The organism is Phenylobacterium sp. (assembly GCF_030645195.1).
Lineage (GTDB): Bacteria > Pseudomonadota > Alphaproteobacteria > Caulobacterales > Caulobacteraceae > Phenylobacterium.
In genome coordinates, this window is sequence record NZ_JAUSLW010000194.1 from 15,111 (window position 1) to 36,030 (window position 20,920).

A 20,920-nucleotide genomic window follows, 5' to 3' on the forward strand; every position below is an offset into this window, starting at 1 on the left:
CCTGTGGGAATCTGGTAGCACGGCGGCAGGTCGACGAACGAGGCGCACATGTACGGAATTCTCTGCGCGACGCCTGAGGAGCTAACGGCGCTTCAGGCGCGGCTGAAGGTGACCTCGACGCCGGTGACCTACGGCCCGACCCAGGTCTGGACCGGCGAGCACCAGGGCCAGGCCTTCGCGCTCGCCCTGGCCGGGATGGGCAAGGTCAATGCGGCGGCGGCGGCCACCCTGCTGCTGGCGGTGTTCCACGCCAACGTGCTGATCTTCGCCGGCGTGGCCGGAGGGCTGAACCCGGCGCTGGGGGTCGGATCGGTGCTGCTGGCGCAGCGGCTGGACATCCACGACTACGGCCATGTCTTCGAGGGCGCCTTCACCCCGACGCGCTCCGGCGAGATGCCGATCGGGGCGCCGCGGCTGACGGCCCTGACACCGGTAGCGCCCCAGGTGGCGGCCAACCTGGCGCGGCTGCGGGACGCGGTGGCGGGCGAACTTGGCCATACCATCGCGCTGGGCGGCGTGGTGACCGCCGACTATTTCCTCAACTGCGCGGTGACCCGCGACAGGCTGCACGCGACCTTCGCCGCCGACGCCATCGACATGGAGTCAGGCGCGGTGGACCAGGTGGCCCTGGCCTGGGGCCGGCCGCTCTATGTGATCCGCACGCTCTCGGACCTGGCCGGGGCCGAGAGCCACATGAGCTATCTGGAGATGGCGCAGATGGCCGCCGACAACTCGGCCCTCTGCGTGCCGGCCCTCCTGGCGATCCTCGCCGACTCCGGCTAAAGAACGGAGCATGAACTCGCTCCTGATCCTGCTCATCGTCGCCCTCGTGGCCGCGGCTATCGGCTTCACCTGGGCCCTGATGGAGCGCGGCCGCGCCAATCGGGCCGAGGCGCGCGCCTGGGACCTGCAGGATTCGGCCTCGCGGCTGAAGCTGATCGAGGAGCAGGGCGGGCGCAACGCCGCCATCATCCAGGCCGAGGCCGCCAGCGCCATCGCCGAACAGGTGCTCAAGCGGGCCGACGAGACCTTCCACAATCGCGAGCAGCTCGCCCAGGCGCGCCTGGAGGCCCAGCTCAAGCCGGTGGCCGAGAGCCTGGCCAAGTTCCAGGAACAGGTCGTCGCGGTGGAGAAGACCCGCGCCGAGGAGACCGGGGGGCTGAAGGCCCAGATCAGCCAGCTGCTGCTGGCCTCCACCGCCACCCAGGAGGAGGCCCGCAAGCTGTCGGCCGCCCTGCGGCGGGGGGCCGGCGTCCAGGGCCGCTGGGGCGAGCAGACCCTGCGCAACGTCCTGGAGGCCGCGGGCCTGCACAACCGCTACGATTTCGACGAGCAGACCTCCACCGACACCGAGGAGGGCCGCCGGCGGCCCGACGTCACCGTGCGCCTGCCGGGCGGGGCGGTGTTCGTCATCGACGCCAAGTGCTCGCTGAACGCCTTCCTCGACGCCCAGGACGCCACCGACGAGGCGATCCGCGAGGCCTGTTACGTGCGCCATACCCAGAGCGTGCGGGCCCACATGGTCGGCCTGTCGGGCAAGACCTACTGGGACCAGTTCAACCAGGGCTCGCCGGACTTCGTGGCCATGTTCATCCCCGGCGACAGCTTCCTGGCCGCGGCCCTGGAGCGGGCGCCCGAGCTGATGACCGAGGCCATGGACAAGCGGGTGCTGGTGGTGACCCCCACCACGCTGTTCGCGCTATGCAAGGCCGTGGTCTATGGCTGGCGGGTGGAGGAGCAGGCGGCTAACGCCCAGGAGATCTCCAAGCTGGGGCGCGAGCTCTACAAGCGCCTGTCGGTGATGGGCGGCCACGCGGCCTCGGTGGGCAAGGCCCTGGAGGCCGCCGTCGGGCGCTACAACTCCTTCGTCGGCTCCCTGGAGACCCAGGTGATGACCCAGGCCCGCCGCTTCGAGGACCTGAAGGTGGATCACGAGGGCCGCGAGATGCCCGAACTGGGGCCCGTGGAGACCGGGATCCGGCCCCTGACCAAGCTCGCCCACGAGCCGCAGGAGGAGGATGCGCCGCCGCCCGTCGCCGCCTTGACGCTAAAGGGCCGCTGACCTACCTGAAAACCCATGGCCATACGTGACATCCTCGTCGTTCCCGACCCCGTGCTGAAGCAGGTCTCCACCCCGGTCGAGGTGGTGGACGATGCGCTGCGCGCCCTGATGGACGACATGCTGGAGACCATGTACGCGGCGCCCGGCATCGGCCTGGCGGCGATCCAGATCGGCGTGCCCAAGCAGGTGATCGTCATGGACCTGGCCCGCCCCGAGGAGCCGCCGCAGCCGCAGTATTTCGTGAACCCGGAGATCCTCTGGGCCTCGGAGGACACCGCCCCCTACGAGGAGGGCTGCCTGTCGGTGCCCGACATCTATGACGAGGTGGAGCGGCCGGCCCGGGTGAAGCTGAAGTACCTGAACTATCAGGGGCAGGAGGTCGTCGAGGACGCCGAGGGCCTCTACGCCGTCTGCATCCAGCACGAGATGGACCACCTGAAGGGCGTGCTGTTCATCGACTACCTCTCGCGCCTGAAGCGCGATCGGGCGGTGGCCAAGGTGAAGAAACAGGTCCGGGCCGCCTAGGCCCTCGTGAGGGGCCCGCCCGCGCGGGAGGGGACGAACAGAGTCTGATTAGACCTGTCGCCCCGACCAGACCCCCCCCGGGGCCCGGTCCCGACAAACCCGATAACCCTTTCCAGAGCCGCGGTTTGTTCGGTCGCCAACGCGGACCGGTAAGCGCACCGGACCTGCGCATTCCGATAGCAGGGAGCCTAACATGGGGGGATGGCGTTTTCTGGTACGGCGCCCGCCGCATAACCCATTTTGAGTGAGCACCCCGCGGGGATCATGACCGACGACGCGCTCCAAGGCCGGGCCTTTCCCTACAACGCCCTGGGGGCGATGCTGGCCAAGCCTGAGCTGGATGAAGCCATGCGCCGCTCCGTGCGGGGGGCCGTGGCCTATTATGACGCCGCGCCCATCCTGCACCGCAACGTCAAGGACGTCAGCCGCTTCCTGCTGGGGGTGGTGGCGCTCTACCTGGACGCCAGCGGGGGCCTGACCCACCGCCGCCTGCGGGAGCTGTCAGGGAAGAGCGGCATCCTCAGCGCCGGCACCGCCACGGCCGTCCTGCTCAGGCTTCAGCTCATCGGTTACGTGACGCGCGGCGAGGCGCCCAATGGCCTGCCCAGGCTCTACAAGCCCACCTCCGTCATGGCCAAGGCGTTCCGCGAGCGGATGCGGATCGAACTGGAGTCGGTGGCGCTGCTGGAACCCGGCGTCCGGACCCTGCTGGACGATCTCGACGACGCGGAGACCTTCGGCGCCTTCATGGCGGTGATGGGCGAACAGTCCATGCAGGCCGCCGGCGCGCCCAATCACGACATCGCCCCCTTCAATGCGCTCTCCCTTCGCTCGGCCGGACTGCTGATCCTGTTTGATCTGATGATGCGCGCCGACCGCGGCGGCCCCTATCCGCCGCAGGGGGAGGTGGAGGTTTCGGTGGCCGCCCTGGCCCGGCGTTACGAAGTCTCCCGCAGCCACGTGTTGAGCGTCCTGCGGGACATCGAGGCCGCGGGCTGGATGACCAGGGCCGGTGTCGATGCGACCTGGGTCCTGACCCCGGCCCTGGGGGAGACCGTGCGGATCTTCTATGGGATCACCTATCTGGGCCTGATCCGGGCCGCCGAGATGGTGGCCGAGCGGCGGACCGACAGGCTGGCCGGCTAACAGGCCGCCTATTTCTTGGCGTCGGCCGCGGCCTTGTCGATCTTGGCGTCGGCGGTGGCGGCGGCGTCCTGGGCCTTGTCTCCGGCCTTGGCCGCGCCTTCCTTGAGTTCCGCCCCGGCGGTGGCCAGCGCCTCCTTGGCCACGGCGCCAGCCTCGGCCGCGCCTTCCTTCACGTCAGTCCCGAGGTCCTTCATCTCGGGACTGCCGGCGACCTCCTTGGTGGCCTCGCCGATCTTGGCGGCCGCGGCCTTGGCGTGTTCGCCGGTTTCCGCCTGTTCGGCCTTGGAGCAGGCGGTGAGCGCGAGGGCCGCGACGGCGAACGAGATGACGATGGCGTGGCGCATGGAACTTTTCTCCGAATGAGGCGTGCGGGTAACGGTCACGCTTGAGGCCGGTTCCCTATCGCCTCGCACGCCGTTAAACCCGCGCCATGCGCTTGGCTTTCCTAGGAACCCCCGACTTCGCCGTCGCCTGTCTGGCGGCCCTCGTGGAGGCTGGTCACGAGATCGCGGCGGTCTACTCCCAGCCGCCGGCCCCGCGGGGGCGCGGCCAGGACCTGAAGCCCTCGCCGGCCCATGCCTACGCCCTAGCGCACGGCATTCCGGTGCGCACGCCTGTGTCCATGCGCGACCCCGCTGAGATCGCCGCCTTCGCCGACCTGAAGCTGGACGCCGCGGTGGTGGTGGCGTTCGGCCAGATCCTGCCGCGCGAGGTGCTGGAGGCGCCCCGGCTCGGCGCCTTCAACCTGCACGCTTCCCTGCTGCCCCGCTGGCGCGGCGCGGCGCCCATCCAGCGGGCGATCATGGCCGGGGACAAGCTCACCGGCGTCGAGGTCATGCAGATGACGGAGGGCTTGGACGAGGGTCCGGTCCTGGCCTCGGAGACCGTGCGCATTGACGCCCTGGAGACGGCAGGCAGCCTGCACGACCGGCTGGCGGCGGTGGGGGCCGATCTGCTGGTGCGCACCATGGCCGCGGTGAAGGCCGGCCAGGCCAAGGCGACGCCCCAGGCCGACGCCGGCCTGACCTACGCCAAGAAGATCCGGCCCAAGGAGGCGCGGCTGCGCTGGACCAAGCCCGCCGCCGAGATCGACCGCAAGATCCGCGGCCTCTCGCCCTTCCCGGGCGCCTGGTTCGAGCTGGCCTCGGACAGGGGTCCGGTGCGGGTGAAGGCCCTGCTGTCCCAGGTGGAGGACGGTTCTGGAGCCCCCGGACAAGTCCTCGATGAAAGACTGCTGGTGGCCTGCGGCGATGGCGCGGTGCGCCTGCTGCGGGTGCAGCGGGAGGGCCGGGGGCCGCAGGACGCCGAGGTCTTCCTGCGCGGCTTCCCGGTGGCGGCGGGGACGATAGCCCTCTGATGCCCCGCTACCGCATGACCATCGAGTATGACGGCCGGCCCTATAAGGGTTTCCAGGCCCAGGCCGGCCTGCCGACGGTGCAGGGCTCGATCGAGCGGGCCGCGCACGCCTTCTGCGGCGAGGATGTGCGGGTCAACGCCGCGGGCCGCACCGACACCGGTGTCCATGCGCTCGCCCAGGTGATCCACATCGACCTGGAGAAGGCCTGGCGGCCGGAGGTGGTGCGCAACGCCATCAACGCCCACCTCGTGCCCGAGCCGATCTCGGTGCTGGAGGTGACGGTGGCGCCGGCCGACTGGCACGCGCGGTTCTCGGCCACCGAGCGGCGCTATCTCTACCGCATCCTCAACCGCGAGAGCCCGCCGGCCCTGGACCGGGGCCGGGTGTGGCACGTGAGGAAGCCCCTGGACGCCCAGGCGATGCACACCGCCGCCCAGTCCCTGGTGGGCCACCACGACTTCACCACCTTTCGGGACCTGGCCTGCCAGGCCAAGTCGCCGATGAAGACCATGGACCTGGCCACGGTCCGCCGGGAAGGCTGCGAGGTGGTGCTGGAGTTCGCCTCCCGCTCCTTCCTGCACCGGCAGGTCCGCTCCATGACCGGGACGCTGGCCGAGGTGGGGATCGGACGCTGGACAGCGGAGGACGTGAAGCAGGCCTTGGAAGCCCGCGACCGCACAGCCTGCGGGCCGGTGGCGCCGGCCGACGGGCTGTATCTGGTGGCGGTGAAGTACTGAGGTTTCTCCCTCCCCTTCATGGGGAGGGTGGACGAAGCGCAGCTTCGGACGGGTGGGGAATACGGGCCAGACTTCCCCACCCCGGCCGCTATCGCGGCCTGCCCCTCCCCATGAAGGGGAGGGAGGAAACTAATCCTTGAAGGCCTCGAAGTAGCGGGCGATCAGCCGCTCATAGACCGCCTGCAGCTGGCGGATCTCGGCGACGGGCGCGCGTTCGTCCACCGAGTGCATGGTCTTGCCCACCAAACCCAGCTCCACGACCGGGCACAGGGCGCGGATGAAGCGGGCGTCGGAGGTGCCGCCGGTGGTGGAGAGCTCCGGGCCCTTGCCGGTGACGTCGGCCACGGCGGCGGCCACCAGGTCGGTGAAGGGGCCAGGCTCGGTGAGGAAGGCCTCGCCGCTGATGGACGGCGTCACCACGATATTGCCCTGGAAGCCGGCCAGGGCCTCGCGGGCCTCCTGCGCGATCCAGTCGGCCAGGGCCTGGCCGGTGTGGTTGGGGTTGAAGCGGATGTTGAGCCGCCCCCGCGCGGCGGCCGGGATCACATTGGTGGCGGCGTTGCCGACATCGACGGTGGTGACCTCCAGGTTCGAGGGCTGGAAGCCCAGGAAACCGGTGTCCAGCTCGTGCTCCTGCAGGCGGGCCAGCAGGGCGATGAGGACGGGAATGGGATTAGCCGCCCGGTGCGGATAGGCCACGTGGCCCTGGACGCCCTCCACCACGATGTCGACATTGATCGAGCCGCGGCGGCCGATCTTGATCATGTCCCCAAAGGTCTCGGAACTGGTGGGCTCGCCCACCACGCAGTGGTCGATGATCTCGCCTTCGGCCTGCAGGGTTTGAACGACGAGCTTCGTGCCGTGGGTGGCGATCCCTTCCTCATCCCCGGTGATCAGGAAGGAGAGGGAGCCTGAGACCTGGCCCGCGTCGATGGCCCGGGCGGCGGCGGCGGCGAAGGCGGCCACGGCGCTCTTCATGTCCACCGCGCCGCGGCCGATCAGGACGCCCTCGACGATCGCCGCGGCGAAGGCCTCGGAGCTCCAGGCGCCGGCGTCGCCCACCGGCACCACGTCGGTGTGGCCGGCGAAGCAGAGGTTGGGCCGGGCGGTCCCGTAGCGGGCGTAGAGGTTCTCGATCTCGCCGAACTTCATCCGGCGGCAGGAAAAGCCCAGGCCCTCCAGGGTTTGCTGGACGATGTCCATGGCGCCGGCGTCGGCCGGGGTCACGGAGGGGCGGCGGATCAGGTCCTGGGTCAGGGCGACGGGATCGAGCATGGCCTAGTCCCGCAGCAGTTCGTTGATCGAGGTCTTGGAGCGGGTGCGCTCGTCCACGGTCTTGACGATCACCGCGCAGTTGATCGACGGCAGGCCCTCGCCGAAGGGGCTGGGCATGGAGCCCGGCATGATCACCGAATAGGGGGGCACCTCGCCCTGGAAGACCTCGCCGGTCTTGCGGTCGACGATCCGGGTGGTCGAGGTGATGAAGGTGCCCATGGACAGCACGCTGCCCTTGCGGACGATGACGCCCTCGGCGACCTCGGAGCGGGCGCCGATGAAGCAGTCGTCCTCGATGATGGTGGGATTGGCCTGCAGGGGCTCCAGGACCCCGCCGATGCCGGCGCCGCCCGACAGGTGGACGTTCTTGCCGATCTGGGCGCAGGAGCCGACCGTGGCCCAGGTGTCCACCATGGTCCCCTCGTCGACATAGGCGCCGATGTTGACGAAGGAGGGGGTCATGATGACGTTGCGGCCGATATAGGCGCCGCGGCGGACGATGCAGCCGGGGACCGCCCGGAAACCGGCGGCCTCGAAGCGGGCGGCGTCCCAGCCGGTGAACTTCAGCGGGATCTTGTCCCAGTAGGGATGCGGCGCGCCGGCGTCGATCAGCTGGTTGGCGCTGAGGCGGAAGGATAGCAGGATCGCCTGCTTGGCCCACTGGTGGGTGGTCCAGGCGCCGTCGTCGCCGCGGGTGGCGACGCGCAGGGTTCCGGCGTCGAGCTGGTTGAGGGTTTCCTCGACCGCCTCGCGGACCTCGCCCGTGGTGGCGGTATTGACCCCGTCGCGGGCCTCCCAGGCGGCTTCGATCACGGACTTCAGGTCTTGGGACATCAGGTGGGTTCCTTCAGACGCGCGGCCCCGAGGAAGGGCGCGAGCTTGGCGGTGCGGTGTTGGACGAAGGGGGCGGTGGAGGTCAGGGCGCGCGGGCCCACCAGGACGGTGGTCATGCCCAGGTCGAAGGCGGGCTTCAGGTTGCGCTCGGAGTCCTCGAAGAAGCTGGTGGCGGCCGGATCCAGGCCATGGACGTCGATCATCCTCTGGAAGCCCAGGGGATCGGGCTTGGGGGTGAAGCCGAAGGAGTGGATGTGGAAGACGTCGTCGAACAGGTGATCCAGGCCCAGATGGGCCAGGACCCGCTCGGCGTGCCGGTCGTCGGCGTTGGTGAAGATCAGCCGGCGTCCGGGCAGGCGCTCAAGCGCCGCCAGCAGGTCGGCGTCGTGGGCCAGCAGGTCGAGGGACAGGTCGTGGAACAGGGCGTGGAAGTCGGCCGGGTCCACCCCGTGGTTCAGCATCAGGCCGTGCAGGGTCAGGCCGTGTTCGGCCAGGTATTTCTTCTGCAGGACGTAGGCCTCGTCCCGGGGCAGGCCGGTGACCTTGGCCACGAAGTCGGTCATCCGCCCCTCGACCTGGCCCATGAAGCCCGACTCCTCCGGGTAGAGGGTGTTGTCGAGATCAAACAGCCAGGTGTCGATGTGGGCGAGGTCGGGGCTCATCGGGTGATGAGGGTGCCCGAGCCGTGCTCGGTGAACAGCTCCACCAGCATGGCGTGGGGCCGCCGGCCATCCAGGATGACCACGGCCTCGACCCCGGACTCCACCGCGGCGATGGCGGTCTCCAGCTTGGGGATCATGCCGCCCGAGGCGACGCCGGTGGCGATCGCCCTCTTAGCCTCAGTGACGCTCATCTCGCGGATCAGCTCACCGTCGGCGCCGAGGACGCCGCTGACATCGGTGAGCAGCAGCATGCGCTTGGCCTTGAGCGCCCCGGCCAGGGCGCCGGCCACGGTGTCGGCGTTGATGTTGAAGGTCTGGCCCTCCTCGGAGACGCCGATGGGGGCGATCACCGGGATGTAGTCGTGGTCGGCGGAGATCAGGCCCTGGATCAGCTGGGGGTCGATGCGGGTCGGCTCGCCCACGAATCCCAGGTCGACGGCCTGTTCGATCTGGCTGCCGGGGTCCTTCTTGGTGCGCTCCACCTTCTTGACGGTGATCAGTCTGGCGTCCTTGCCCGACAGGCCCACGCCGCGCACGTCGGCCTCGGCGCCGGCGAGCGTGATCCAGTTGGCGATCTCCTTGTTGATGGCGCCCGACAGCACCATCTCGGCGACCTCCATGGTGGCCTCGTCGGTCACCCGCAGGCCGTCGACGAAGGTCGACTTGACCCCGGCCTTGTCCAGCATGCGGGAGATCTGCGGGCCGCCGCCGTGCACCACGACGGGGTGCAGGCCCAGCAGCTTCAGCAGCACGGCGTCGGCGGCGAACAGGCGGGCCACCGACTCCTGGCCCATGGCGTGACCGCCGTACTTGATCACCACGGTCTCGCGATCGTAGCGCTGGATGTAGGGCAGGGCCTCGGCCAGCGTCTTGGCGGTGGCCCAGCCTTGCTCTTCGGGGGTCTCGGTCACGTCGCTACGCACTCCGTCGGCTCGGAGGGGTCGATTAGCCGACAAGGGCGCCCCTGTCACCTTCGCGGCGGCTCGACGGGGCGCGGCTTCGTGCTAGCGTCACCCTTCGTCTCACCCTCGAAGGTATCCCCCCATGCGCGTCTCCGCCCTGTTCGCCTGCGCGGCCGTCCTCTTCGCCACCGGCGCCCAGGCCAAGACCGTGGCGGTCAGCGCCGAACGCCTGGTGGACGTGGCCACCGGCAAGGTCACCGAAAAGCCCCTGGTGATCATCACCGACGGCCGCATCACCGCCGTCGGCAAGCAGGGGGACGCGACACCGGCCGGGGCCGAGAGCGTGAACCTGCCCGGGGTGACTCTGCTGCCCGGCCTGATCGACATGCACACTCACATCACCTCTTCGCCGCTGTTCGGGGGCTACAACTATCTGGAGAAGTCCGACGCCTACTGGGCGGTGGTCGGCACCAAGAACGCCAAGGACACCCTGGCGGCCGGCTTCACGACGATCCGCAACGTCGGCGCCGACTTCTATGACGACGTGGGCCTGCGCGAGGCGATCGAGGACGGGGTGGTTCCGGGGCCGCGGATCGTGACGGCCGCCTACGCCATCGGCGCCACCGGCGGCCACTGCGACTCCACCTTCTTCCCGCCCTCCATGGCGCAGGTGGCGCCGGCGGTGATCGATAGCCCCGACGAGGGCCGCCGCATGGTGCGCAAGCTGAAGAAGTACGGCGCCCAGGTGATCAAGATCTGCGCCACCGGCGGGGTCTTCTCCCGAGGTTCCGAGCCCGGCGCCCAGCAGCTGAGCCTGGAGGAGATCAAGGCCATCGTCGACGAGGCGCACATGGCCGGGCTGAAGGTCGCCGCCCACGCCCATGGGGCCCCAGGCATCAAGGCCGCGATCCTCGGCGGCGTCGACACCATCGAGCATGTCAGCCTGGTGGACGACGAGGGGATCAGGCTGGCCCTGCAGAAGGGCGCCTATTTCGGCATGGACATCTACAACACCGACTACACCCAGGCCGAGGGCAAGAAGAACGGGGTGCTGGAGGACAACCTGCGCAAGGACCGCGACGTCGGCGAGATCCAGCGCCAGAACTACGCCAAGGCGCTCAAGGCCGGGGTGAAGATGGTCTACGCCACCGACTCCGGCATCTATCCGCACGGCGACAACGCCAAGCAGTTCGCGGTGATGGTGCGCTATGGCGCGACCCCGCTGCAGGCCATCCAGTCGGCCACGGTCACCGCCGCCCAGGCGCTGGGCCAGGAGAAGGACGTCGGCCAGGTGAAGGTCGGCGCCTATGGCGACCTCATCGGGGTGACAGGTGATCCGCTGAAGGACGTGACCGTCCTGGAGCACCCGGCCTTCGTGATGAAGGGTGGGGATGTGGTGAAGGCGCCTAACTGATCGGGGGGTTTTAGAGCTCCACCTCGGGCAGGACCCTGGCGAAGTGGCGCTCGACGGCCTCGTAGCATTCGCAGGAGGCCTTCTTGAGGCCGGCGCGGTCGAGGATCTCCACCCGGCCGCGGTGGGTCTTGAGCAGGCCGCGGGCGGCCAGCTGCGCGGTGACCGCCGAGACCGTGGTGCGCTGGACCCCCAGCATCTCGGCCAGGGATTCCTGGGTCAGGTGGATGATCTTGTCGCCGGCTCGGTCGTGGATGGCCAGCAGCCAGCGGCAGCAGCGCTCCTCCACCGTGTGCAGGGCGTTGCAGGCCACCGACTGCATCATCTGGGCGAGCAGGGCGTCGGCGTAGCGGGAGAAGAGGTCGCCGAAGCGGGCCGAGCCCCGCTTGGCGGCCGCCAGGTGGCTGGTGGAGATGGCGTAGGCCGAGCCCGCCACCTGCACCACGGCGCGGCCGAAGGCGGGCTTGTGGCCCTCGCTGACGATGCCGCCGACGGCGCCCTCCCGGCCGATGGTGGCGGCCTCCACCTCCCGGCCGTCACGGGTGACGATCAGCAGCGAGGCCATGGTCTGGCGGCACGGGAAATAGGTGGTGGCCACCTCGTCGCCGGGCTCGAACAGCACTCGTCCGCGGGGCAGGGCGACGAGCTCCAGGTGCGGCTCCAGGACGGCGAAGTCCCGCAGGGACAGCGCGGCCAGCAGGCGGTTGGACAGGCGCGGGTGCGGGCCTGACTCGTCCGTGCAGTCCGGCGCGGTGATGACCTTGTTCATGCGACAATTCCCCAGGTACCGACCTGGAAAGAACGCACAATCGGCCGAACGGCTCCGCTTGTCCGATATCCGACCGAGTCAGATGGAGCGGGCGACGACCTCCTTCATGATCTCCGAGGTGCCGCCATAGATCCGCTGCACCCGGGCGTCGCGCCAGAGCCGGGCGATCGGGTACTCGTTCATGTAGCCGGCCCCGCCGTGTAGTTGCAGGGCCGCGTCGCAGACCTCCCATTGCAGCTCGGTGTGGAAGAGCTTGGCGGCCGAGGCCTCGGCCGCGGTGAGCTCACCCTTCAGGTGGCGGGCCATGCACCAGTCCAGGTGGGCCCAGCCGGCCTGCAGCTTGGCCTTCAGGGCGCCCAGGGTGAAGCGGGTGTTCTGGAAGTCGAAGACCGTCTGCTTGAAGGCCTTGCGTTCCTTGGTGAACTTCACCGCCTCGTCGAAGGCGCGCTGGGCGCCGGCCTGACCGGCGATGGCGATCTGCAACCGCTCCTGGGGCAGCTGGTTCATGAGGTAGGCGAAGCCGCGGCCCTCCTCGCCCACGCAGTTGGTGATGGGGATGCGGACATCCTCGAAGAACAGCTCGGAGGTGTCGGCGGAGTTCTGGCCGATCTTGTCGAGGTTGCGCCCGCGCTTGAAGCCGGCGCGGTCGGTCTCCACCAGGACCAGCGAGATGCCCTTGGAGCCGGCGGTGGGATCGGTCTTGGCCACCACCACCACCAGGTCGGCGTTCTGGCCGTTGGTGATGTAGGTCTTGGAGCCGGAGACGACGTAGTGATTGCCGTCGCGGATCGCGGTGGTGCGCACGCCCTGGAGATCCGAGCCCGCGCCGGGTTCGGTCATGGCGATGGCGGTGATGACCTCGCCCGAGACCATGCCCGGCAGCCAGCGCTTCTTCTGCTCCTCCGAGCCGTAGTTGATGATGTAGTCGACGACGATGTCGGACTGCAGGGTGATGCCGGCCGAGGAGCCGGCATAGGACAGCTCCTCACCGATCACGGCGTTGTAGCGGTAGTCGAGGGCCAGGCCGCCGTACGCGGCGGGAACCTGGGGACAAAGCAGCCCCGCCTCGCCGCAGGCCCGCCAGAAGGCCCGGTCGACGACGCCCTCCTCCTCCCAGCGGTCCAGGTGGGGCGTCAGATGGACGGTGAAGAACTTGCGGACCTGGTCGCGGAAGAGTTCGAGGTCTTCGTCATAGATGGCGCGGGCGGCGGTCTCAAGCATGTCCTGGGGTCCTCTTTGCGGGGCTCCCAGCGATCTAACGCCCTCACGCGGCGTCAGGCCAGCTACTCGGCTTCGGCGGGGGGCTCGGTGCGGGGCAGGATCTCGCAGGTCGCGGCGATCTCGGCGCGCAGCTCGGGGATGCCGGTCCCCTTTTCCGAGGAGGTGGCCAGGACGCGGGGGAAGGCGGCGGGCCGCTTGATGATGGCGGCCTGGGTCTTGGCCACCAGGGCCTCGACCTCGGCGGGCTTCATCTTGTCGGCCTTGGTCAGAATGATCTGGTAGGAGACCGCGGCCTTGTCGAAGGCGTCCATGGGCTCGGTGTCCACCTCCTTCAGCCCATGACGGGCGTCGATCAGGAGGTAGGCGCGCTTCAAGTTGACCCGGCCGCGCAGATAGTCGCGGCCGAGGTTCTGGAACTTCTTCGTCGTGATCTTGGAGGCGCGGGCCCAGCCGTAGCCGGGCAGGTCCACCAGGCGGATGGCGTCGTCGAGGACGAAGAAGTTCACCTCGCGGGTGCGGCCGGGCTCGTTGGAGGCACGGGCCAGCTTCTTGTGGCCCACCAGGGCGTTGATCAGGGAGGACTTGCCGACGTTGGAGCGGCCGGCGAAGGCCACCTCGGGCATGTCGGCGGGTGGCAGGCCGTCCACCGAGACAGCTCCCATCAGGAAGGTGGCCTGGCGCGCGAAGAGGATGCGCGCGGCCTCGATCTCCGCCTCGTCGAAGGTCCCGCCGGTGTTCACTCTTGGGCCTTGGGTTTGCGGGAGAACCTGGCGATCAGGTCGTCGATGGGGTTATCGACCTTGAAGCGCCGCATGATGATGTACTGCTGGATGATCGTCAGCACGTTCGACCAGGTCCAGTAGATCAGCAGGCCCACGGCGAAGGGGGCCATGATGAACGTGAAGATGATCGGCATGAACTGGAAGATCTTCTGCTGGATGGGGTCGCCGACCGGCGGGTTCATCGAGGTGGTCAGCCACATGGTCACGCCATAGGCCAGGGCCAGGGCCCCGATGTGCAGGGTGGTGTCCAGCAGTCCGCCGACCATGGGCAGGCCGGCCGGATTCCACGGGATCAGCCCGAACAGGTTCCAGATGGTGGAGGGGTCGCGGGCCGAGAGGTCCTGAATCCAGCCGAAGAAGGGCGCGTGCCGCATCTCGATGGTCACGGTCAGCACCTTGTACAGGGCGTAGAAGACCGGGATCTGCAGCAGCATGGGAAGACAGCCGGTGACCGGGTTGATCTTCTCCTTCTGATAGAGGGCCATCAGCTCGGTCTGCTGCTTGGTGGCGTCGTCCTTGTATTTCGCGCGCAGCGCCTCGATCTCGGGCTGCACCTTCTTCATCTTGGTGATCGACTCGTAGCTCTTGTTGGCCAGCGGGAAGAACACGACCTTCACCGCCACGGTGAGCAGCAGGATGGCGATGCCGAAGTTGCCGACGTGGCTGTTGATGAATTCCAGGAACTGGAACAGCGGCCGGGTGAAGAACCAGAACATGCCCCAGTCCACGGCCTGGTCGAAGCGGGGGACGCCGAGGGTGGTCTCATAGGCCTTCAGGACCGGCACCGTTTTGGCGCCGCCGAAGAAGCGCTGGGTCTCGGTGATCTGGCGACCCGGATTGATCGTGCGGGCCGAGCCCACATAGTTGGCCTCGAAGATGTCGACGCCGCCGGCCTTGGTGACGCGGAACTGGCTCTGGACGGCCTCGTTCTGCGCCGGGATCAGCGCGGCCAGCCAGTACTTGTCGGTGATGCCGGCCCAGCCGCCGGTGGTGGCGATGGTGGAGCCGCCGTCCTTCGCCCACTTCTTGAACTTGATCAGCCGCAGCTCCTCGCCCAGCCAGCCGACCGCGCCCTCGTGGACGATGGAGTTTGTGCCGATGTCGCTGGGCACGCCCTGGCGCTGCACCGAGCCGTAGGGGGCCAGGGTCACGGCGCCCGCCCCGGTGTTGGCCACGGTGTCGGAGATGGTGAACATGAAGCGGTCGTCCACCGAGATCTGCCGGGTGAAGGTCAGGCCCGCGCCGTTGGTGGTCTGCAGGGTGACGGGCGCGCCCGGCGCCAGGGTCGAGCCCGCCGTCTGGGTCCAGATGGTGGCGGCGGTGGGCAGGCCCGGTACATTGGCGCCGGCCCAGCCGAACTCGGCGAACTGGGCGTGCTTGGCCCCCTCAGGCCGCAGCAGCTCCACCGGGGGCGCGTTCTTGGCCACGGTCTCGCGGTACTGCTTGAGATAGAGATCGTCGAGACGGGCGCCGCGCAGGGAAACCGAACCCGACAGGGCCGGCGTCTCGATTCTCACCCGAGGACTGGCGGCGGCGGCGGTCTGGCGGGAAACCAGGGTCTCGGCGGCGGTGGGCGGCGCCTTGGTGAGGTTCTGTGCCTGGACCTGGGCGCTGGCGGCCGGCGGGTTGAGGGCCAGTTCCGCCTCGCGGGCCTTGGTGCGCGGACCCATGACCAGGAACTGGTAGGCCAGCAGCAGCGCCATCGCCGAGACCACGAAGATAATCGTGTTGCGGTTCGAGTTGTCTTGCATGGGGCGCGCGCTCAGACGGAAGGGGGAGAAGCGCGATCGGGCGCGCGGGTGTCGCTATCGGCGCCGAGGCTTATCAGCGCGCTTTTCACATCGTCAAGCAAACGCGCCCAGGGGCGGGTCGGCGCGCCGCCGCGAGCGATGAAGACATAGTCGAAACCAGGCTTGCCTAGGGTCGGAACCAGGGCGCGAGCGGCCTCGCGCAGCCGGCGCTTGGCGCGGTTGCGCACCACGGCCCCACCGATCTTGCGGGTCGCGGTGAATCCCACCCGGACAAGGGGGCGATCATCGGCGCGATGGCGGGCCTGGAGCACCACGGCGCCACGGGCGCACGAAGGCGCCTTGGCCGCGGCCAGGAAATCGGGCCGGATCTTAAGATGTTCGATGGGAAAGACGGGGTCCGTCATGCGGACACCCCAGGACCCTGGTATTAGGCGGTCAGGCGCTTACGGCCCTTGGCGCGCCGACGGGCGATCACCTTCTGGCCGTTTTTGGTGGCCATACGCGAACGCCAGCCGTGCCGGCGTGCGCGCACGAGACGGGAGGGCTGGAAAGTGCGTTTCACGGGACTGGCTCCGGGTCGAAATCGAGCGGCGGGGAATAAGGGGTAGGGCTGGGGATGTCAACCGTTAGCGGTCAAAGGTTTAGAGTCGATCACGTGGTGATCCGTACGCCCGGGCGCGACGCCCTGGTGGAGACGGTCTCGCGGCTGTCGGCGCGGCCGGTGCTGGACGGCTATCGGCCGGGCGGCGAGGTGGTCTCCAGGGGCGTGCGCTTCGCCAATGGCCCGTTCCTGGACGTCTTCGCCCAGGAGGCCGGTGCGCCCGCCCTGATCCTGCAGGGGCCGATCGCGACCCTGGAAGGCGTGGCGGCCGAGCGCGACTGGGGGTTCCGCAGCTATCGCCGGGAGGCGATCACCGATCCCGCGCAGGACCAGCCGTGGTCGATGCTGATGTTCCGGCGCGGCCAGGGCCTGCTGACCCAGATCTCGGCCATCGAATACGCCACTGACCCGGCCCCCTGGGCCCTGCCCGCCTTCTCGGGCCCGCTCTATCCGCCAGACACCCCGCCCGACCCGGGCGTGCGCCTGCGTCGGGTATGGTTGGGGGCGCAGGACGTTAATCGCGCCGCCGCCGCCCTTATGGCCCTGGGCTTCGTGGTGGCCGGGCCGGTGGCCTCGGACTTCGCGCCGCACGCCGGGACCCTGTTCCGGGGCTCGCGGGCGGACCTGGTGCTGTTCTCAGGGCCGGACGGGGTGGCGCGTATCGATATCGACGGGCGCGAGCCTCAGCGGGTCGACTTGACCGCTGACCTGGCCCTGGTCTGCGGCGAGGCCTGACGGCGGGTCAGCAATTCAGACTAGTGCTCAGGCCAGGGTCAGGATCACCGGCCCGCGAGAAGTGGCCACCAGGGTGTGCTCATACTGCACCGTGGGCTGGCGGCCGGGCGGGCGCAGGGTCCAGCCGTCGTCCAGCTCCTCGACCCAGTCGGCGCCGAGGGAGAGGAAGGGCTCGATGGTGAAGACCAGGCCCTCGGTGATGCGGCGCTGATCCTGCGGTTCGAACCAGGTGGGGATGTCGCCCGGTTCGTCGTGCAGCGAGCGGCCGACCCCGTGGGAGGCCAGGTTGCGCACCAGGCTGTAGCCGTTCTTCCGCGCGAAGCCCTCGATGGAGCGGCCGATCTCGTTGAGCTTGGCGCCGGGCTTCACCGAGCGGATACCCGTCCACATGGCGCGCCGGCCGTCGCGGCACAGGCGCTCGATCTTCGGCGCGGTGGGCGGCACGGCGAAGCTGGCGCCGGTGTCGCCGAAGAAGCCGTCGATCTCGGCCGAGACGTCGATGTTCACCAGGTCGCCGGCCTTGATCACCGTGTCGCCGGGGATGCCGTGGGCGCAGTCGGGGCCCACCGAGATGCAGGTGGCGCCGGGAAAGTCGTAGGTGACCTCCGGGGCCGAACGGGCGCCCTCGTGCTCCAGCATGGCCCGGCCCAGCTGGTCCAGCTCCCGAGTGGTGATGCCAGGCTCCAGGGCCGCGCCCATGGCCGCCAGCGTGCGCGCCACCAGGGCGCCCGCCACGCGGAGTTTCTCGAGTTCGTCTTCGCTGCCGATGGTCATGGGCTGAAGATGGCGCCGAACGCGCGCCGGCCCAAGGGCCTGCGACATTGCCGCGTTTTAAGTTGTGACGCCTGTGACGCCGCTCCTAGGGTCGTGGTGTCCTGAGGGGGAACACCGATGCGAACTCTGCTCCTGGCCCTGGCGGCCCTGACCCTGTCCACCAGCGCGGTGGCCCAGACGCCCGCGCCGGTGGACACCAGGGCGCTGCTGGCGGCCAACACTCGGCCCTTCACCTATGCGGACGGCAAGCTGGCCGGGCCGGGGGCGGACGCCCTGTTCGGGCAGCTGAAGGACAGCCAGTTCCTCTTCCTCGGCGAGAGCCACCACGACCACGAGACCCCGATCTTCGCCGGCGCTCTATACAGCCGCCTGCGGGCTGACCTCGGCTATCGCTACCTGGCGGTGGAGCAGGACCCGCTGGCGATCGAAGCGGTGAACAGCTATCGCGGCGACCTCAGTCAGATCGCCGCGCTGGCCAAGCGCTATCCCACCCACATCGGCTTCGCCTCGGACCAGGACCTCGGCTTCCTGGCCCAGGCGTCCAGGAGCGCCAGGCCGAGGGATCCTACCGTCTGGGGTCTGGAGCAGGCGCAAGGGGTCGCGCCCTATCTGGAAGAGCTGCTGGCGCTGGCCCCCAATGCGGCGGCCAAGGCGACCACCCAGGCGCTGCTGGACGAGGCCCGTCTCAAGGAGACCCGCGCCAACCAGGGCGCCTTCATCCACGATGACGCCACCACCCTGGGCCGCCTGGAGGCGCTGAAGGCGGTCTATGGCGCCAAGCCGGGCTCGCGGGCCGAGGTGTTGCTCACCGGCCTGGTCACCTCGGCGCGAATCTATTCCTACAACCGCCGCGCCAACGCCGGAGAACGGGTGGGGCTCTACAACAACACCGAGCGCGAGGCGCTCTTCAAGCGGGCCTTCATGGGCCGCTACCGCCAGGTGGCCAGCGCCAAGTCCCCGCCCAAGGTGATGTTCAAGTTCGGCAGCTGGCACGGCTATCGCGGCCGCAGCCCCGGCGGCGCCTTCACCATCGCCAACTTCGCCCACGAGTTCGCGATCGCCAACGGCAAGGAGGCCTATGGGATCGTCGTAGTCCCCACCGGCGGCTACGAGGCCGACGTCACCGAGGAAGGGCCGTGGATGAAGGCGCTGTTCCCCGATGGCCCGCCCAAGCAGCCGATGATCCTGGACTTGCGGGCCCTCCAGCCCTGGTCGCGGGTGTTCGCCAACCAGGTCCCCGCGGACCAGCAGGCGGCGCTTCGCGACTACATCTTCGCCCACGACGCCGTGGTGGTGCTGCCAAACAGCGCCAAGGCCACCTGGGACCTGACGGGGTTCCCGGTTCCCTAGAGGTCCGGCCGGACGATCGTCTTGCCCACCACCTTGCGGTTGGCGAGGCTCTCGAAGGCGGCGCGCCATTCCGAGAGCGGGTATTCGTGGTCCACACGAGGATGGACCTTGCCCTCATTGGCCAGGGCCCAGATGGCGGCGGAATTCTCGCGGCCCTTCTCGGGGAACTGGCGGCCGTATTCGCCGGCCCGTACGCCCATCACCGAGAAGCCCTTGATCAGGGCCATGTTGACCGGCAGCACCGGCAGGCGGCCCGAGGTGAAGCCGATGGAGAGGATGCGGCCGTTGAAGGCGACGCAGCGGACGCTCTCATCGAAGACGTCGCCGCCCACCGGGTCATAGATGACGTCGGCGCCGCGGCCGCCGGTGATCTCCCTGACCCGCTCGCGGAAGCCGCCGGTGACGTTCACCGTGGCGTCCGGCGCATATTCCTTCTCAATGATGGCCAGCTTCTCGTCCGACGCCGAGGCCGCGATCACCTTGCAGCCGAGGTGCTTGGCCAGGTCCACGGCGGCGAGGCCGACGCCTCCGGCCGCACCGTGCACCAGCACCCACTCGCCGGCCTCCACCTGGGCGCGGCGCACCAGGGAGACATAGGCGGTGAGATAGGCCGTGGCGTAGCCGGCGGCCTGGCTGAAGGAGAGGTTGGCGGGCTTGGGCCGCAGGATCGCGGCCGGCGTCACGGCATATTCCGAGAAGCCGCCGATGCGGGCGCCGCCCACCACGGCGTCGCCGATCTGGAACTGGGTGACGCCCTCGCCCAGGGCCTCGACCTCGCCGGCGATCTCCATGCCTGGAATGAAGGGCAGGGCGGGTTTGTGCTGATACTCACCCCGGGTCTGCAGCAGGTCGGGGAAGTTGACGGCGGCGGCGCGGACCTTGATCCGCACCTCGCCCGGGCGGGGCTCCGGGGTCTCGATCTCCTTCAGGACACAGCCGCCGTAGTCGGCGGCCAGGTCCTCGACGACCAGGGCGCGCATCAGTGAATTCGTCCTTCCAGGCCTTCACGGACCAGGCCCGCGATCTCGCGGCAGGCGACGTCGGCGCAGGGCACGGCGCCGGTGAAGGCGGTGAACCCGTGGGCCAGGCTGTCATAGCAGCGGTAGGCGATGGGCACGCCCGCGTCCTTGAGGCGCTTGGCGTAGGCCTCCCCCTGGTCCACCAAAGGATCGAAGCCGGCGGTGATCACCACCGCAGGGGCCAGGCCTGAAAGGTCGGGCGCGCGCACCGGCGACAGGCGCGGGTCGGCGGGGTCGGCCTCGGGGCCCATATAGTGACCCATGAACCAGTCCATGGTGGCGCGGCTGAGGGGGAAGCTGTCGGCGTAGGTGGTCATCGAGGCGGTTTCGCTGGCCACGTCTGTGCAGGGATAGATCAGCAGCTGCAGGTCGGGCTGGGCCTCGCCGCTGCGCTTCAGCTCCTGGGCCACGACGGCGGCGAAGTTGCCCCCCATGGAGTCGCCGCCGATGGCCGCGCGACCGGCCGGCGCGCCGAAGCGCGCGGCGTTGTCGCGGCCCCAGCGGTAGGCGGCCAGCACGTCCTCCAGGCCCGCCGGGAAGCGGTGCTCGGGCGCCAGGCGGTAGGCCACCGACAACACCGGGCAGCGGGCGATCCGGGCCAGGATCCCGCAGAAGGCGTCGCAGGTCTCCAGGTCGCCGATCACCCCGCCGCCGAAGTGGGCGAAGATCATCAGCGGCGCGGCCGGGTCCTGCCCCTCGGGACGGTAGAGGCGCGCGGGAATCTCGTCGGCGCCGGTCGGGATGGTCAGCGGCTCGGTGCGGACGCCGGGCTCGGGGGAGCCGCCCAGCGCCGCCAGTCCCTGGGCGCTGGCCCGCCGGGCCTCCTCCGGGCTGAGGGTGGTCATGGCGGGCCCCCGCGCCGCGCCGGCGGCCAGGAACTGCAGTCGGGGATCGAGGGTGCGTCCACCGCGATAGATCACCCCGCCGCCCGAAAGCAGCCGCAGCAGCGACGATGGGAGGGACAGCAGGGCGCGGACGATGACACGCTGGGTGGAGATACTGGGCAT

The 20,920-nt window shown here is 69.4% G+C and carries 23 protein-coding genes; 9 read left to right on the top strand and 14 right to left on the bottom strand.

The genetic code is table 11. The features are described from left to right. Positions 1-48: 48 nt before the first annotated feature. The 4 genes from mtnN to Q7T09_RS16605 all read left to right on the top strand — a co-directional run bounded on the left by mtnN (position 49) and on the right by Q7T09_RS16605 (position 3,733). Entirely contained in the window at positions 49-783 is a 735-nt protein-coding gene (mtnN, locus tag Q7T09_RS16590; protein WP_304701206.1) for a 5'-methylthioadenosine/S-adenosylhomocysteine nucleosidase, read from the top strand. A 10-nt stretch (positions 784-793) separates the two neighbouring features. Then, complete coding sequence (gene rmuC / locus Q7T09_RS16595) at positions 794-2,062, top strand: DNA recombination protein RmuC (protein ID WP_304701207.1); 1,269 nt, start codon at positions 794-796, stop codon at positions 2,060-2,062. Positions 2,063-2,077: 15 nt separating this feature from the next. Further along, positions 2,078-2,587, top strand: coding sequence for a peptide deformylase (gene def / locus Q7T09_RS16600; protein WP_304701209.1), 510 nt, complete (start codon positions 2,078-2,080; stop codon positions 2,585-2,587). A gap of 264 nt (positions 2,588-2,851) precedes the next feature. Then, entirely contained in the window at positions 2,852-3,733 is an 882-nt protein-coding gene (locus tag Q7T09_RS16605) for a hypothetical protein (protein ID WP_304701211.1), read from the top strand. Between the two features lie 8 nt (positions 3,734-3,741). Here Q7T09_RS16605 and Q7T09_RS16610 read toward each other — a convergent pair whose 3' ends face one another. Further along, the gene (locus Q7T09_RS16610; RefSeq protein WP_304701213.1) at positions 3,742-4,077 is read right to left on the bottom strand and encodes a hypothetical protein; all 336 of its coding nucleotides are present in this window, start codon (positions 4,075-4,077) and stop codon (positions 3,742-3,744) included. Positions 4,078-4,163: 86 nt separating this feature from the next. On the opposite strand from Q7T09_RS16610, the gene fmt reads away from it, so the two are divergent. Together fmt and truA are read left to right on the top strand one after the other, a co-directional pair. Then, entirely contained in the window at positions 4,164-5,090 is a 927-nt protein-coding gene (gene fmt, locus Q7T09_RS16615; protein ID WP_304701215.1) for a methionyl-tRNA formyltransferase, read from the top strand. Next, positions 5,090-5,827, top strand: coding sequence for a tRNA pseudouridine(38-40) synthase TruA (gene truA, locus Q7T09_RS16620; protein WP_304701216.1), 738 nt, complete (start codon positions 5,090-5,092; stop codon positions 5,825-5,827). The genes fmt and truA overlap by 1 nt, the downstream gene beginning before the upstream one ends. A gap of 129 nt (positions 5,828-5,956) precedes the next feature. Here the strand turns inward: truA and dapE are convergent, their stop codons facing one another. The 4 genes from dapE to argB are packed head-to-tail and all read right to left on the bottom strand — an operon-like array spanning position 5,957 to position 9,509. After that, positions 5,957-7,102, bottom strand: coding sequence for a succinyl-diaminopimelate desuccinylase (gene dapE / locus Q7T09_RS16625; protein WP_304701217.1), 1,146 nt, complete (start codon positions 7,100-7,102; stop codon positions 5,957-5,959). Between the two features lie 3 nt (positions 7,103-7,105). Continuing rightward, complete coding sequence (dapD, locus tag Q7T09_RS16630) at positions 7,106-7,936, bottom strand: 2,3,4,5-tetrahydropyridine-2,6-dicarboxylate N-succinyltransferase (protein ID WP_304701218.1); 831 nt, start codon at positions 7,934-7,936, stop codon at positions 7,106-7,108. Further along, a complete protein-coding gene (locus Q7T09_RS16635) occupies positions 7,936-8,598 on the bottom strand; it encodes a pyrimidine 5'-nucleotidase (RefSeq protein ID WP_304701219.1) in 663 nt (220 codons plus the stop codon). Before Q7T09_RS16635 ends, dapD begins: the two co-directional genes overlap by 1 nt. Next, positions 8,595-9,509, bottom strand: coding sequence for an acetylglutamate kinase (argB, locus tag Q7T09_RS16640; RefSeq protein WP_304701220.1), 915 nt, complete (start codon positions 9,507-9,509; stop codon positions 8,595-8,597). Before argB ends, Q7T09_RS16635 begins: the two co-directional genes overlap by 4 nt. 133 nt (positions 9,510-9,642) lie before the next feature. Here argB and Q7T09_RS16645 point away from each other — a divergent pair, with 133 nt between their 5' ends. After that, positions 9,643-10,914 carry an amidohydrolase family protein gene (locus tag Q7T09_RS16645; protein WP_304701222.1) on the top strand — a complete coding sequence of 424 codons (1,272 nt, stop codon included), beginning with the start codon at positions 9,643-9,645 and terminating at the stop codon, positions 10,912-10,914. 10 nt (positions 10,915-10,924) lie between these two features. On the opposite strand, the gene Q7T09_RS16650 is transcribed toward Q7T09_RS16645, so the two are convergent. From Q7T09_RS16650 to rpmH, 6 genes are all read right to left on the bottom strand, one after another. Beyond that, positions 10,925-11,680, bottom strand: coding sequence for a Crp/Fnr family transcriptional regulator (locus tag Q7T09_RS16650; RefSeq protein WP_304701224.1), 756 nt, complete (start codon positions 11,678-11,680; stop codon positions 10,925-10,927). Between the two features lie 78 nt (positions 11,681-11,758). Then, positions 11,759-12,901, bottom strand: coding sequence for an acyl-CoA dehydrogenase family protein (locus Q7T09_RS16655; RefSeq protein ID WP_304701225.1), 1,143 nt, complete (start codon positions 12,899-12,901; stop codon positions 11,759-11,761). 62 nt (positions 12,902-12,963) lie between these two features. Further along, positions 12,964-13,641, bottom strand: a complete 678-nt coding sequence (gene yihA / locus Q7T09_RS16660) for a ribosome biogenesis GTP-binding protein YihA/YsxC (protein WP_304701226.1) — start codon at positions 13,639-13,641, stop codon at positions 12,964-12,966. Then, complete coding sequence (yidC, locus tag Q7T09_RS16665; RefSeq protein WP_304701227.1) at positions 13,638-15,434, bottom strand: membrane protein insertase YidC; 1,797 nt, start codon at positions 15,432-15,434, stop codon at positions 13,638-13,640. The genes yihA and yidC overlap by 4 nt, the downstream gene beginning before the upstream one ends. A gap of 11 nt (positions 15,435-15,445) precedes the next feature. Continuing rightward, a complete protein-coding gene (gene rnpA, locus Q7T09_RS16670) occupies positions 15,446-15,838 on the bottom strand; it encodes a ribonuclease P protein component (RefSeq protein ID WP_304701228.1) in 393 nt (130 codons plus the stop codon). 23 nt (positions 15,839-15,861) lie between these two features. After that, a complete protein-coding gene (gene rpmH / locus Q7T09_RS16675) occupies positions 15,862-15,996 on the bottom strand; it encodes a 50S ribosomal protein L34 (protein ID WP_215343146.1) in 135 nt (44 codons plus the stop codon). Between the two features lie 96 nt (positions 15,997-16,092). Here rpmH and Q7T09_RS16680 point away from each other — a divergent pair, with 96 nt between their 5' ends. Continuing rightward, on the top strand, positions 16,093-16,770 hold the full coding sequence (locus Q7T09_RS16680; RefSeq protein ID WP_304701230.1) for a hypothetical protein: 678 nt from the start codon (positions 16,093-16,095) through the stop codon (positions 16,768-16,770). Between the two features lie 27 nt (positions 16,771-16,797). Here the strand turns inward: Q7T09_RS16680 and map are convergent, their stop codons facing one another. Next, positions 16,798-17,544 (bottom strand): type I methionyl aminopeptidase, encoded by a 747-nt coding sequence (map, locus tag Q7T09_RS16685; RefSeq protein ID WP_304701231.1) that lies wholly within the window; start codon positions 17,542-17,544, stop codon positions 16,798-16,800. A gap of 117 nt (positions 17,545-17,661) precedes the next feature. Here map and Q7T09_RS16690 point away from each other — a divergent pair, with 117 nt between their 5' ends. Then, positions 17,662-18,894 carry a hypothetical protein gene (locus Q7T09_RS16690; RefSeq protein WP_304701232.1) on the top strand — a complete coding sequence of 411 codons (1,233 nt, stop codon included), beginning with the start codon at positions 17,662-17,664 and terminating at the stop codon, positions 18,892-18,894. On the opposite strand, the gene Q7T09_RS16695 is transcribed toward Q7T09_RS16690, so the two are convergent. Together Q7T09_RS16695 and Q7T09_RS16700 are read right to left on the bottom strand one after the other, a co-directional pair. Continuing rightward, a complete protein-coding gene (locus tag Q7T09_RS16695) occupies positions 18,891-19,874 on the bottom strand; it encodes an NADPH:quinone oxidoreductase family protein (protein ID WP_304701233.1) in 984 nt (327 codons plus the stop codon). The genes Q7T09_RS16690 and Q7T09_RS16695 overlap by 4 nt on opposite strands. Next, the gene (locus Q7T09_RS16700) at positions 19,874-20,920 is read right to left on the bottom strand and encodes an alpha/beta hydrolase (RefSeq protein WP_304701235.1); all 1,047 of its coding nucleotides are present in this window, start codon (positions 20,918-20,920) and stop codon (positions 19,874-19,876) included. The genes Q7T09_RS16695 and Q7T09_RS16700 overlap by 1 nt, the downstream gene beginning before the upstream one ends.

What these genes read in the sequence shown, in the direction of transcription:
- mtnN (WP_304701206.1), top strand. Translation starts at nt 49, where the DNA reads ATGTACGGAATTCTCTGCGCGACGCCTGAGGAGCTAACGGCGCTTCAG.
- rmuC (WP_304701207.1), top strand. Translation starts at nt 794, where the DNA reads ATGAACTCGCTCCTGATCCTGCTCATCGTCGCCCTCGTGGCCGCGGCT.
- def (WP_304701209.1), top strand. Translation starts at nt 2,078, where the DNA reads ATGGCCATACGTGACATCCTCGTCGTTCCCGACCCCGTGCTGAAGCAG.
- Q7T09_RS16605 (WP_304701211.1), top strand. Translation starts at nt 2,852, where the DNA reads ATGACCGACGACGCGCTCCAAGGCCGGGCCTTTCCCTACAACGCCCTG.
- Q7T09_RS16610 (WP_304701213.1), bottom strand. Translation starts at nt 4,077, where the DNA reads ATGCGCCACGCCATCGTCATCTCGTTCGCCGTCGCGGCCCTCGCGCTC.
- fmt (WP_304701215.1), top strand. Translation starts at nt 4,164, where the DNA reads ATGCGCTTGGCTTTCCTAGGAACCCCCGACTTCGCCGTCGCCTGTCTG.
- truA (WP_304701216.1), top strand. Translation starts at nt 5,090, where the DNA reads ATGCCCCGCTACCGCATGACCATCGAGTATGACGGCCGGCCCTATAAG.
- dapE (WP_304701217.1), bottom strand. Translation starts at nt 7,102, where the DNA reads ATGCTCGATCCCGTCGCCCTGACCCAGGACCTGATCCGCCGCCCCTCC.
- dapD (WP_304701218.1), bottom strand. Translation starts at nt 7,936, where the DNA reads ATGTCCCAAGACCTGAAGTCCGTGATCGAAGCCGCCTGGGAGGCCCGC.
- Q7T09_RS16635 (WP_304701219.1), bottom strand. Translation starts at nt 8,598, where the DNA reads ATGAGCCCCGACCTCGCCCACATCGACACCTGGCTGTTTGATCTCGAC.
- Q7T09_RS16645 (WP_304701222.1), top strand. Translation starts at nt 9,643, where the DNA reads ATGCGCGTCTCCGCCCTGTTCGCCTGCGCGGCCGTCCTCTTCGCCACC.
- Q7T09_RS16650 (WP_304701224.1), bottom strand. Translation starts at nt 11,680, where the DNA reads ATGAACAAGGTCATCACCGCGCCGGACTGCACGGACGAGTCAGGCCCG.
- Q7T09_RS16655 (WP_304701225.1), bottom strand. Translation starts at nt 12,901, where the DNA reads ATGCTTGAGACCGCCGCCCGCGCCATCTATGACGAAGACCTCGAACTC.
- yidC (WP_304701227.1), bottom strand. Translation starts at nt 15,434, where the DNA reads ATGCAAGACAACTCGAACCGCAACACGATTATCTTCGTGGTCTCGGCG.
- rnpA (WP_304701228.1), bottom strand. Translation starts at nt 15,838, where the DNA reads ATGACGGACCCCGTCTTTCCCATCGAACATCTTAAGATCCGGCCCGAT.
- map (WP_304701231.1), bottom strand. Translation starts at nt 17,544, where the DNA reads ATGACCATCGGCAGCGAAGACGAACTCGAGAAACTCCGCGTGGCGGGC.
- Q7T09_RS16690 (WP_304701232.1), top strand. Translation starts at nt 17,662, where the DNA reads ATGCGAACTCTGCTCCTGGCCCTGGCGGCCCTGACCCTGTCCACCAGC.
- Q7T09_RS16695 (WP_304701233.1), bottom strand. Translation starts at nt 19,874, where the DNA reads ATGCGCGCCCTGGTCGTCGAGGACCTGGCCGCCGACTACGGCGGCTGT.
- Q7T09_RS16700 (WP_304701235.1), bottom strand. Translation starts at nt 20,920, where the DNA reads ATGCCCAGTATCTCCACCCAGCGTGTCATCGTCCGCGCCCTGCTGTCC.